This is a genomic window from Hoeflea sp. Naph1 (genome assembly GCF_046837775.1).
Lineage (GTDB): Bacteria > Pseudomonadota > Alphaproteobacteria > Rhizobiales > Rhizobiaceae > Hoeflea.
In genome coordinates, this window is sequence record NZ_CP177287.1 from 39,590 (window position 1) to 51,395 (window position 11,806).

An 11,806-nucleotide genomic window follows, 5' to 3' on the forward strand; every position below is an offset into this window, starting at 1 on the left:
TTCAAAGTCCTAACAGATAGGCTTGCTGCTCCGGCGTCAGGCCCGAATTCTTGACAGCCTCATCAAAGCTCTGCTGCGCGCCGGTGGTTGGCTTGCCATCCGCTTTGAAAAACTGACCTGTTGGCATCGGCTGCCTTCCCGCGAAATGAGCAACGACCACGTCCAGCGGCGCTTTCAGCTCGTCGGCGACCCGTGCTCGGATGCCGGGCGGGATGGTGTCCGGATCGATCTGGCGATCGCGTAACTTGCCGACGAAAACGGCATTTGCGTTCAGTCGCGTGGCAAGGCCACGAAACTCACCACGCGATAAACCGCTGAACGGGTTGGGCGCGTCGGGGACGGTTGCGGGCTCGCTCACCGCCTTTGGTCCGCCGGTCGTAACGGCATGAAGCCGGTTCTGGAAGTGGCTCATCGCCCTGCTGACGGCGGGGCTCACGATCGTCGGGTCAATTGCCGCTTCCGTTGCTTCAACAGCGCGATTGCCGCGCAATGCGTCGACGGCAAGAGCGATGGCGAATTCGGTGAGCTCCGCGCCATATTGAGGATGCTGGCGAACGAGATCATCCAGCAGCCTGGCATCGGGGATTTCCTGGGCCGCGGATAGTGCGTAGAAGGCCTCCCGCAATGCGCGCGGGCTTGCGTTAAGGGTCTGGCTCATAGGTCCTCCTTGAAACGGGAAAGCTTCGCGGCGGCCCGTGTCAGCCGGTTGCGAATGGTTCGTCCCGTACAATTGCATCTTGTTGCAGCCGTCTCTTCTTCGGGATTGTCGGATTCTTCCTTGTAGCCGAGGACATGGACAAGCACGACGGCATCTCGCTCGTCTGGTGGTAGCGCTTCGATTGCCTGCAGGATTGGCTCGCGATCGGCATCCCATTCCTGCGTAGGCAAAACCCTGAATGCGTCCGACACCCTGGCAAACGCATCCTCGAAGGCATCGGGCATGCTTTTTACTTCAAGCTCCGGCATTTCGGCAACTTCTATGGAACGCTTGTTCCGCCGCTCGGCACGCCTGATGGCATCGATACGCAGTGCTCTGAATGCCTTGTTGAACTTGCATTCGTAGAAATCCAGTTCGTCGGGAAAGTCACCCGACCCGTCCATCACGAACAGCTCCGTCAGGTCGTCGAGGATTTCCTGTCGAAGGTTTGCGGCGTCCGGTATTGCGCCATCCGCGACCGTAACCCGAAGGTTGGCTTCACATCTGCCGAGCAATATGGGTAAGACCGCGGTCATCAGCGCCTGGTTGCCGGAACGTCGTCCCTCCCGAACGAGATGAACAAGGCATTCGGAGCGCAGATGGCCGGGATCGTTCCGATCAGTAATCAGCAGACGCCGCCGCAGATCGGTGGCTGAAAGCTGGACCGCTTGGTCGATCTGGGTTTCTACACTCGGCGGACGCGCATAGAGTACTCCATCCGATTCAGTTTTCAACGGTCGAGCCATCTCACCCCCTTGCTCAGCGCAGCAGCGGTTCGCGAGCGGTCATCAGAAGCGCTCAGCCTATTAATCGCGGCGGGGCGAAAAACCCGGAAAGCGAATTTAAAAAATCTTTCTCGCCCGTTCTTTCCCCGGCTGCGAGCGCGTCGAACCCTTGCAATTTGTCCCGCCAAATCAAATCTCCGACCTAGTCTGACTCCTCTTCAGACGCCGCGATGTTTATCGAATAAATCGACGGTGTCTCGATCCCTGCTCTTGCCCAGGCTTTCCCCGCGATGGAAGCACGGATGCTTGATTCGAGTAAGACCGTCCTATCCCTCGAAGCTAGCGACACCGAAAGAATGATCTTTCTGACACGCGCCGACCGCTGAAACGCATACCGCATCGAACACAGCGGTGAGAGCATGAGAAAACGCTGCTCTGTCAACGCCGCCGATACAACCGTGGCTTGACCTGAGAGCCCGTTCCGGTCAAACAACCGGCCGGCCCAAGGCCACCGCGAACTGTCCGGCTTCGCATCGGAATCACCGTCCGTCATCATTGGAATACGCACTGATTCGTTCGCGCAAAGTCTGTAATGTATAGGAGGAACGGACAACGCAGGATAGCGCGAAGCTCGGCGCAACGGCCAGAATATAGCTCGCGTCGTAAAGGCCGGTTTCTCGATACGTTGACAAAATGAGATGTGGTTTGTTCGTTCGTATCCCATCAAGGCGATGCAACCAAAATCCAGCAGTCGATACGTCAACTCAGCCGCTTCTGTGTACCACGTCCTGAACCCGATGATTTTAGACTGCCTTACTCGTCGACCAAGAGGTGCGCTCCGCGATGAACTCCGCGAACGGTTTGACGTTCATGTGGACGCTCGCCTGTTCAAGGCCAGCCAAATAAGTTGACCGATCTTCAACCCTAACCACTGTCCATGGAAACCCACCAGAGGCGAACATGGCGTTCATTAGGAAGCGCGCCATCCGTCCGTTGCCGTCAGGATAGGGATGAACATAGCCTATCAACCAGTGGCCAAGGACTGCCCTAACCGCTGGTTCGCTTTCCTTCTCCAGTAGGCCGAACAGGGTCTCCATTCCATCCGGAACCGCTTCGGAACGCGGTGGTACATGCCATGATCCGCGGAGATATACAGGGTGGTTTCGATAGCCCGCGAGGGCGCTGGGTTTCAGGATACCTGCGGCTACGGAGGGGCCGAACAGTTCGCGGTACCAATCCCTATGTTGCTTACGGACAACGGCTCCCGCCGGTGCACCGCGGAGAATCTCCGCAACAGATTCCTTTACGCTCTGAAACGCCTGCCAGTAACCGCGTGCTGCCAAGGCGTCGCGGTTTTGCCTATCCTGCTGATTCACGTCCGGATCCCACGTACCAGCGCGCACGCGATCAATGAGTTCCGGAGTAACGCTGTACCCTTCGATCGAAAGCGAGTGGTATGCGTCGTTCTTGTATATATCCTCGACCGATTTCATGAATTCGGTGGTGTCCGAGGGAAGCCCGGGGGCAGCAGGAAAAACATCAAGGACCGCCTGACGCTGGCTTTCCCAGATAGCATTGAGACGCGCCACAATGGGAGATCCACCAACGGCTAAGGTGGAGACTTGCTGGTTTTGATCGAACGGGTCGGTCTCTCTAACGTCGTACATCGCGCCTTTCATCGTTTTCAAGATATCGTCGGCGAACTCGTCTTTTCCTACGCGCCGAAATGCCCCGGCCAGACGGCCGGCCACGGCCGAATGCCCTCCGTCGAGCAATCTACCGAGGACTCCCGACACGTCGCGCACGGATTTCAGCACGACCTGGGCTTCGATAGGTGATCTTTGGAAAAACGCTTCAGCAACTTTCACCAGGGCGGCGTCCGCAGTATAGAACCTCAATCCGTTTTTCTCGACGAGATCAACACGCGGTGGCATTTTCTTGGTCTTGAGATCGTACATTGATGTGCCAAAAAGCAGTGATAGGTTGTTTCCCGTTGCCTTTGGACTGTTGACAATCACCTGGGGCGGAATCGCCGTTGCTTCTGCGTGGAGTAGCATCGATTGTTCCGGTGACAGATGCCATTCCTGTCCAAAGCGGTCGTTGCAGTAGAGGGAACAGAACTCCCAGAATGAAGCGTACCAAAGGGTTGTGTCGCCGTCCTGGGACTGGGGTCCCGTTGACATTTGCCAGCCGCGGATGACCTCTTGGAGAAATCCGCTCCGTGTAAGGCGCTCTCGGTGTAGTCGGCTGAACTCGTCGGACTTGAATATTCGACGCCCGCCATCCTGCAATGTTTTGAGGGCTTGCAGGGCGTCAGCCAACTTTTCATTTGGTGTAGCCATTCTAGGTTCTCACGACCTCGTTCTTCTTGTGCGAATTCACAATGCGGCATCTCGATAGGCCAATGGGCCGTATCATTGCACGTTTTTGCTGTCGTTTATATGCACGTGTTTAACGTTGAGTCAAGACGCGTTTAAATTGACGATTAGATAAACGTATTTAATGATGAGTCATTATACGTGATTGATGCCGTTCGCTCTCGCGTTTTAAATGGATAGGTGTGTGCCGAAATGTCCTTCGGAGCCCGAAAGACCGGCAACAGCAACAGCGTCACGATATCCGCGATTTCGGCAGCATTCGCCACCGGCGCGACGACGGCAAACTTCCAGCCTATCCGAGGCCATCGACGGATTCTGAATCCAACAGGATCATTGTTGCTTGAACACGGTCCACCGGAGGCGGTCCGTTCCTGCTCTCTGGTGATGGCCTCCTGGGGGAGTGGGAAAAAGGTGGGGTTCAAGCCGCAAGAGCAATCTTAGCTTGCTTGAGCCGACCATCGGCAACCGCTGCCCGAACCTGTAATACCCGATGGGCACCGGCAGGAGACCAACGCATCTGCCGTTTCTTGTTCATCCGAGCGTTCACGAGGCTATTGGCGGCGCTTTCGGCCGGAGAACTCGATATCGGCTGACCCGACCAATATCGATGGCAGTAGTCGACAATCGACGTTGTGTTCTGGACCAGGTAGGACCGGAGATTGCTGATCAATACGGACAATCGCTTGAGCTTTTGGTTGGCGTCACGAAGCGTGGCGTGCTGCTCCAGCTGGTAGAGCATATTCTTCACGGCTCTCGTCGCCTCCCTGACGTAGCCGCTCCAAAGCAGATGGCGAAGCCTCGGCACATCAACCGCAACATCTCGAAGGTAGATGCTCAGATCGCTGATATGCCTGAGGCCTTGCCACGTCTGTTCGATGTGCCGGAGCCGCATCGACAGATGGAACCAGTCAAGGATATGTGTCACGGGCTGCCTTGTTGCACTGAGCACGATGCTTTGCAGCCCGACGTCACCGTCGCTGAAAACAGTGACGTCGCGGCCAGGCAGCCACCCTTGCGCACGCATTGCGGCACGAACCGCATCGTGCTTGCCGGTGGTCACATGCGGTGCGGCCGCGAACTGACGCGGTAGCCGCCCCGGTGAAACAACGCGTCCCATGGCGATTTCGAAATGCCGGCTCTGATATCCGGGAACTGCACGGATATAGGCGCCATCAATGAAGACGGAAATGGGGGATCCGCCGGCCCGGCTCATGCGATAGGGACTCGCGGCATCCCACTTTTCGATCTGATCGGCCACCTTGGCGAGCCGGTTGACGACGGTTCGATGATTGTGTGGCCGCGCGGTCGGTACAAAAAAGGTCGAGTACACGAGCTGCTTCACGAAACGACAGGCGCGAACCGAGCTCAGCTTGGACGCGCTCCAATTCCGGAGTCGCTCTGCCCTTCAACAAGGTCTCGATGTTTCCGGTGTTCGTCTTTGCCGGCTTTCCGCAGGTGCAGCTGCGGAACCGAGGCACCCGCAGGTGACAAATACCGAAGAGCGAATGGACCGTGCGAGATCGATAGTCATGAACCGCTTGAAGGCGGCCACAGTCGTGACATTTCCTATCCTGCCTACTGGCTTGATCCACCTGAAACTGCGTAAGCTCTTCTTGCAGGCGACATTGTATCGCCTTGCCTTCTGCCAGAGAGAGGCCGAGCGCGTCGAAACCCACTCCGTCGACACTGCGGTCGACGGTTACAATTTCTCGACGCTGCGGAACGCCATCGGTGCCGATAACCTCAACCCAGACCTTCATCCTCAATTGTCCCATCACCGAGTGCCCTTTCCAGAAAAGGACTCGATTACCTGAAGGTTCTTACCCCCACCTTTTTCCCGCTCCCACCAGAATCCAACGATCTGCCCGCCACAAACGGACAAAATGTCCGGCACATAGAGTCTATAAAAAAAGATATTAAAAAGATTGCTCCCTCTACGGTCAATCCCGGTGAACAAACCACAAAAACCAAATCGACGATGAACCGAGACCCAGCACGCATGGCATGGGAAGACTTCACCCATGTTGCGGGATTTTTTCCCAGAACCGCCGCGTACAGGAGAAGCCCTCACCCGCATTCTATACGACCTCGGTCGATTGCTTAGAATAAGCCAAGACGAACTTCGGTATGGCATCCAGAAAGCTGGCGCGGGAAAACTGCTTCTCGTCTTCGACTACCTGATAGCAAGAGCAGACACGATCAAACACCCTGACGCCTATTTCGAAAGGATCCTACGCACACAACTTGCTCCCACATGAACTTCTTGACCGCGGTCAAGAACAACCGTGAGAGGGAAAGGAGTGTTGGTTTGAGGGTGACGGGAAGTGAGATCGGAAGAGTGGCTTCCGGCGCCCGTCGTGGAGAAGATCTGATGACGAAAGCTGTCCAGAAAATCACCCTGTCCCCGTCCCGGGATATCCCTTTTGACAAGCTGGTGCTGAGCCAGTCCAATGTGCGGCGCATCAAGGCTGGCGTATCGGTCGAGGAACTGGCCGCAGACATCGCCCGCCGCGGTCTCTTGCAAAGCCTGAGCGTGCGGCCCGTCTTGGCTGACGATGGGACCGAGACCGGCAAGTTCGAAATCCCGGCCGGGGGTCGTCGCTTCCAAGCCTTGTCCCTGCTGGTGAAGCAGAAGCGTTTGGCGAAGACGACTCCCATTCCCTGCATCGTGCGGGATGCTGCGTCCGACATCCTGGCCGAGGACGATTCCTTGGCCGAGAACATGCAGCGCGTCGCCCTGCACCCGCTCGACCAGTTCCGCGCATTTGTGGCGCTGCGCGACAAGGGCCAGAGCGATGCAGAGATTGCTGCAGCCTTCTTCGTGACGCCGCAGATCGTGAAGCAGCGCCTGAAACTCGCTTCCGTCGCCCCTGCCCTGCTTGAGGTCTATGCCGAGGATGGCATGACGCTGGAGCAGCTCATGGCCTTCACCGTGAACCCCGATCACGCGCGTCAGGTTCAGGTCTGGGATGTGATCCATTCATCCTGGAACAAGGAGCCATTCCAGATCCGGCGCATGCTCACGGAGACCTCGGTCAGGGCGTCCGACCGGCGTGCGGTCTTTGTGGGTGTTGAGGCCTATGAAGCGGCGGGCGGCACGATGCTGCATGACCTCTTTCAGGGCGATGACGGTGGCTGGCTCGAGGATCCTGCCCTGCTCGATCGGCTGGTGACGGAAAAACTCCAGGCCGAGGTTGAGACGGTTGCGGTTGAGGGCTGGAAGTGGATCGAGGTCGCGCTTGACCTGCCCTATGGCTACAGCCACGGTCTGCGGTCCCTGTCCGGCGATCCGGCACCAATGACGGATGACGAAGGTGCGGCCCATGCCAAGCTGCTCGCCGAGTATCGGGCGCTGGAAGAGGAATACGCGGGTCAGGATGAAATCCCCGATGAGGTCGACACGCGGCTTGGCGTTTTGGAAGCGGAGATGGAAAAGATCGAGACCCGGCCATTGATCTTCGATCCCTTGGAAATCGGGCAGGCAGGGGCGTTCGTCACGCTCGACCGCTACGGCGCGCTGGCAGTTTATCGCGGCTATGTGCGCCCAGAGGATGAGCCCGTTGAGGAGACCGCGGTCCAGGATGGTGCTGATCCTGCGGTGGCGGGGCAGGGGGCTGATCGTGATCTCACCGATAGCCATGCCAGTGCCGCTCATGGCGGAACCGTCATCATGTCGGGTGGCCAGCCGATCGGAGCTGACTTGCCGGAGGATGAGGATGACGGAGCGCTGAAGCCACTGCCCGAGCGGTTGGTCATGGAGTTGACGGCCCACCGGACGCTGGCGCTGCGTGAAGCGATCGGGCGCTCGCCGGATGTCGCGCTGACGCTGCTGCTCCTGAAGCTGGTGACGGACACCTTCCGCACCTCCTCTGCTTCGGGCAGCTGTCTCGAGGCATCCGTGCGTCAGGTCTACATGTCGGCGCAGGCGCCCGATCTGAAGGACAGCGTGGTGGCCAAGCTGGTCGACGAGCGTCACGCGGAATGGGAAGCCGATCTGCCGCTTGGCGATGATGCAGCGCTCTGGGACTATCTGACGGTCCTCGATCAGGGCAGTCGGTTGGCTTTGCTGGCGCATTGCCTCAGCTTCGGCGTCAACGCGCTGCATGAAAAGGTGAACCCATACGGTGCGGGCATCTCCGCTGGCGGTCTGACCCGGCGGATGGCAAATTCCGATCTTGTGGCGCGCGCGACAGGTCTCGATATGGTCGAGGCGGGATGGGAGCCGACAGTCGACACCTATCTCAACCGCGTGCCCAAGGCCCGCATCATCGAGGCCGTGCGGGAGGCGAAAGGGGAGGGGACTGCCCAACTCCTCGATCACCTGAAGAAGGGCGAGATGGCCAGTGAGGCCGAGCGCCTGCTGAAGGGCAGCGGCTGGTTGCCCGAGGTCCTGCGCCGGAACGATCTCGTGGCGCTGGACGATGAGGACCATGCCGAAGGGCAGGGGGCGGATGTCGATGCCGAAGTGGCTGAGAGCGTCAGTGAAGCTGACCTTCCTGCATTCCTGACGGATGACCTGCCTGCTGAAAGCGCGTCGATGCTGGCCGCGGAGTAACGTGATCTAGCGGGGGGCGGAGATTCCGCCCCCAATTACCCAATATCGTAACAATATCAATAAGATGAGTGCGATTGCTCGCATTCAGAATGAGGAATCATGTCTGCAACAACCATCATCGACACCGCACCCCTCGGGGCGCTCATTCGCTACACTGACGGCAGCCCCAAGCCACCGGCACGCTTCACCAAGAAGCTGGCGGCCTGGGAGCGTTCGAACGGTGTCGGCCGCCTTGTGAAAAAGGAACCACCCCGGTCCTATCCGACCTGGACGGCTCCCGCGTCGTTCACGCTGCATGAGGGTAACTTCTCCTCGGACGGGGTGATCCTCGTCACCATCATGCGCAGCCATTCCGCTGACAGCGCCCTTGTCTTCGAGGTGGCCGAGGAGCCGAAGCCCGGGCAGGTGCGCGTGCTTCTCGACTTCGGCGGCAACACCGAACTGCTGCATCTGGCGGAATCCATCACCGCGGCCGAGCTTTGGATCGCCAAGGAAGGATACCGCAATGCGCGACTTGAAATCGTCGGCGATGAAGAGGGCGAAAGGGCAGGGGGCGCGGACCTGGCCGCCTGAGCCCAACTGAAACCGAGGGGCCCGTCCAAGCGCGGGCCTCTCATCCATCACAACCTTGTCCCGGATGTCGCGGGGCGCCAAAGGAACCATCCCCAAGGAAGGACGTCTTCAACCAAGAGCCTGCCCGGGAGGCTGGCGGCGTTAGAAGCATCAGCGGGACAATCGGCTCCTGACGTTGGGGGACCATCCCCCGCTCGCCATTCCCTTCCTTGGCCCGAATCCCGGGCTCAAAATCAACCCGCGAGGGGTCGGACTACGGGCAAGCCCGTGCCGCCGGATGGATTCGGGCAAGCCGAACGCACCCGGTGATGTCAGCCAGTCTTCGGGCCTGCGGGGTCCTGTCGCGCGGGGGATGGTCCCCCGCCTCCAAGACAGGAGCCAAACAGATGTCCCGCAAAGATGCACACGCCTTCGCAGCCTCCCTCGCCGCCACGCTCATGGTCTCGATCGTCGTCTTCCAGGCAGGGGATGGAACCTTCGGCGCCGTCCCCGCCGATGAAATCGACGGCGACGAGGTCGTGATCGTCTCGGAATACGATCCCTTCGGGTGAGGCTTCGGCCTCACTTCCCGAGGGCTTGGCGCAAAAGCGGCTATCGCCGATAGCGGGCCTGCTCTACAGAGCAGTCCTAAGTGCAGAAAAAATATAAGAAAATAGCTCTCCTATAAGAAAGCTTTCCTACGTTTCTGCGATTTTCTTCAAACGATGACGTCGCCGGTGATGCGTCAGACTTCAAGGCCAATGCTCCCGATCTTTCACATGGGCATTTGGAGCATCTGTTGGCAATCTGACGGATGCCTGAAATCCAGAAGTTTCACCGGGACGTGGTGACTGGAGCAAGAGAGAGGTTTCGATCCGTTCTGCGATGGCTGAGACGATAGCGAGGCCAAGCCCGCTACCATCAGTTTTTGCATCTGCCCTCTCGAAGCGCCCTGTCAGGCGTTCGAGTGTTTGGGTTGCTACCGCGGGGCCCTCGTTCGCCACGATCAACTGCCCGTCGCTCGTGAGTGTAACCTCGACTGGGGCATTCTGCGCCCCGTGGCGTAGGGCGTTTTCCACCAGATTCCGGCACAGAATTCCCAATGCGTCGGGGTCGATATCAGACAAGACAGGCGTGTCCGGCAAGTTCAACATAAGGCGCCCGTTCTCTGTGCTGCGCGCAATATCTTCCACCACGACCCGAGTGATGGTTCTGACATCAGCGCTCTGGTCCATCCGAAGTCTACCGCCTTCCGCCCGCGCAAGCTGCAGGAGACGTTCGGACAGCCGAGCGAGACGCTTGAGCGTCGCCTCGATCTCGGCGGCGCGCGCGTCGATGGTCGGATCTTTGGTCTCTGACCGCAGTCGCTGCGCCTGGGCGATAGCGCCCGCCAATGGTGTCCTTAGTTCATGAGCCGCATTGGCTGCAAAACTTCGCTCAGCCTCGAACGCGTCGCGCAACCGAGCCAAAAGGCTGTTCAAGGTTGCAGCCAGCGGGCCGATTTCCGTCGGCAGGTCGGCCGCGGGTACTTCTGACAGGTCGCGCACGCCGCGCGCTTCAAGCCGCGTACGGAACCGATGGAGAGGGGCGAGGCTAAAGCGCACAGCGAGAATAATCGACGCGAGCGCCAACGGCAGCACAACCAGCAGCGGCAGGCCGAGGCTCATCTGGATTTCCCGAGCAACCGAAGCGCGATGCGCCAACGGTTCGGCCACGGTGATGCTGATCGTCCCCTGGAGCGCCGCGTCGCTGTAGAGGCGATGTGTGGCGTTCTGCCCAAATCCCGGACCATCGTATGGAGGAAACACGGCCGGGTCCGCCGCATGGGATTGCAGCAAAATGCGTCCCTCGGCATCGCGTACGATGTAGGTGAAGAACTCGTCATGCTCCCGGATCGGCGCGAGGCGCTGCGTCACACCCTGATCTTCTCGCCCGACGATGTCGGTCACGGCCAGCGGCAGGATGCGCTCGGCGGTTTCGCGTAGGGCGCTGTCGAAGACCTCATCCATCTCGCCCCGAACGATCACCGCGGTAACCGTGGCGGCGGCGAGCCAGAGGATCGTCAGCACAAGGCCGAGTGACAAGCCGAGCCGTACCTGAAGGCTGGATGGCCACATCATGGCTTGCCCAGCCGGTAACCCATGCCGCGCTCGGTCTCGATGATGGCGCTCCCCAGTTTCTTGCGCAGGCGGCTCACGTGCACCTCGATGGTGTTGCTCTCGACTTCGGCGTCGAAAGCGTAGAGCTTCTCCTCCAACTGCGCCTTGGACAGGAGCTGCCCGGGACGCGCCAGGAAGGCCTCGAAGAGCGCCCATTCCCGCGCCGTCAGCGGCACATGTCTGCCATCCCGATGGACGCTGCGCGCGGCAAGGTCGATGTCGAGCGGTCCGTGGGTCAGGATCGGGTTGGGGTTGCCGCTGTAGCGCCGCGCGACCGATCCGATCCGTGCCGACAGTTCCGACAGGTCGAAGGGCTTCACAAGATAGTCGTCAGCGCCCGCATTGAGGCCTTCGATCCTATCGGACACCTGGTCGAGCGCCGTTAGGATGATGACCGGCGTCACGTCTCCACGCGTCCTGAGGCCCTTGAGGAACCCGATACCACGTCCGTCTGGCAGCATGAGGTCGAGCAGGAGCAGGTCGTAGGAGGTTGCGCTCATCGCGTCTGCCGCCGCGTCTAGCCGCGTGACCCAGTCTACTGATTGGCCATCAGCTGCGATCTGGTCGCGCACGGCAGCGCCAAGAGTCGTGTCGTCCTCGATCAGCAATATGCGCATGGTCGTACCCGTCCTTTCCTGATGTCCCTCCATGATCCGTCTGGCTGACACGAAGCTGAAGCTTGTGGGTCGAGCCCCTTCAGGCTGCCGTCAGCTTCGCAGCGCATGAAGTGCATCAAGAGG

The 11,806-nt window shown here is 59.4% G+C and carries 8 protein-coding genes and 1 pseudogene; 3 read left to right on the forward strand and 6 right to left on the reverse strand.

What is annotated here, in order from left to right; genetic code table 11:
- Position 1 precedes the first annotated feature (1 nt).
- The 4 genes and pseudogenes from ACK6D9_RS22500 to ACK6D9_RS22515 form a co-directional block, all read right to left on the reverse strand.
- Entirely contained in the window at positions 2-658 is a 657-nt protein-coding gene (locus tag ACK6D9_RS22500) for a hypothetical protein (RefSeq protein WP_412051964.1), read from the reverse strand.
- Positions 655-1,443, reverse strand: a complete 789-nt coding sequence (locus ACK6D9_RS22505) for a hypothetical protein (protein ID WP_412051965.1) — start codon at positions 1,441-1,443, stop codon at positions 655-657. Before ACK6D9_RS22505 ends, ACK6D9_RS22500 begins: the two co-directional genes overlap by 4 nt.
- Before the next feature lie 782 nt (positions 1,444-2,225).
- A complete protein-coding gene (locus ACK6D9_RS22510; RefSeq protein WP_412051966.1) occupies positions 2,226-3,764 on the reverse strand; it encodes a Fic family protein in 1,539 nt (512 codons plus the stop codon).
- A 454-nt stretch (positions 3,765-4,218) separates the two neighbouring features.
- Positions 4,219-5,575, reverse strand: a pseudogene (locus ACK6D9_RS22515) (ISKra4 family transposase).
- Positions 5,576-6,171: 596 nt separating this feature from the next.
- On the opposite strand from ACK6D9_RS22515, the gene ACK6D9_RS22520 reads away from it, so the two are divergent.
- The 3 genes from ACK6D9_RS22520 (at position 6,172) to ACK6D9_RS22530 (ending at position 9,479) form a co-directional block, all read left to right on the forward strand.
- Complete coding sequence (locus ACK6D9_RS22520; RefSeq protein ID WP_412051983.1) at positions 6,172-8,355, forward strand: ParB/RepB/Spo0J family partition protein; 2,184 nt, start codon at positions 6,172-6,174, stop codon at positions 8,353-8,355.
- 99 nt (positions 8,356-8,454) lie between these two features.
- Entirely contained in the window at positions 8,455-8,928 is a 474-nt protein-coding gene (locus tag ACK6D9_RS22525; RefSeq protein WP_412051967.1) for a hypothetical protein, read from the forward strand.
- A gap of 386 nt (positions 8,929-9,314) precedes the next feature.
- Positions 9,315-9,479: a hypothetical protein gene (locus ACK6D9_RS22530; RefSeq protein ID WP_007803240.1), complete on the forward strand. Its 165-nt coding sequence runs from the start codon at positions 9,315-9,317 to the stop codon at positions 9,477-9,479.
- 180 nt (positions 9,480-9,659) lie between these two features.
- On the opposite strand, the gene ACK6D9_RS22535 is transcribed toward ACK6D9_RS22530, so the two are convergent.
- Both ACK6D9_RS22535 and ACK6D9_RS22540 read right to left on the reverse strand, forming a co-directional pair.
- Entirely contained in the window at positions 9,660-11,027 is a 1,368-nt protein-coding gene (locus ACK6D9_RS22535) for an ATP-binding protein (protein WP_009503872.1), read from the reverse strand.
- Positions 11,024-11,683, reverse strand: a complete 660-nt coding sequence (locus ACK6D9_RS22540; RefSeq protein WP_009503873.1) for a response regulator transcription factor — start codon at positions 11,681-11,683, stop codon at positions 11,024-11,026. Before ACK6D9_RS22540 ends, ACK6D9_RS22535 begins: the two co-directional genes overlap by 4 nt.
- Positions 11,684-11,806: the final 123 nt, after the last annotated feature.

What these genes read in the sequence shown, in the direction of transcription:
- ACK6D9_RS22500 (WP_412051964.1), bottom strand. Translation starts at nt 658, where the DNA reads ATGAGCCAGACCCTTAACGCAAGCCCGCGCGCATTGCGGGAGGCCTTC.
- ACK6D9_RS22505 (WP_412051965.1), bottom strand. Translation starts at nt 1,443, where the DNA reads ATGGCTCGACCGTTGAAAACTGAATCGGATGGAGTACTCTATGCGCGT.
- ACK6D9_RS22510 (WP_412051966.1), bottom strand. Translation starts at nt 3,764, where the DNA reads ATGGCTACACCAAATGAAAAGTTGGCTGACGCCCTGCAAGCCCTCAAA.
- ACK6D9_RS22520 (WP_412051983.1), top strand. Translation starts at nt 6,172, where the DNA reads ATGACGAAAGCTGTCCAGAAAATCACCCTGTCCCCGTCCCGGGATATC.
- ACK6D9_RS22525 (WP_412051967.1), top strand. Translation starts at nt 8,455, where the DNA reads ATGTCTGCAACAACCATCATCGACACCGCACCCCTCGGGGCGCTCATT.
- ACK6D9_RS22530 (WP_007803240.1), top strand. Translation starts at nt 9,315, where the DNA reads ATGTCCCGCAAAGATGCACACGCCTTCGCAGCCTCCCTCGCCGCCACG.
- ACK6D9_RS22535 (WP_009503872.1), bottom strand. Translation starts at nt 11,027, where the DNA reads ATGATGTGGCCATCCAGCCTTCAGGTACGGCTCGGCTTGTCACTCGGC.
- ACK6D9_RS22540 (WP_009503873.1), bottom strand. Translation starts at nt 11,683, where the DNA reads ATGCGCATATTGCTGATCGAGGACGACACGACTCTTGGCGCTGCCGTG.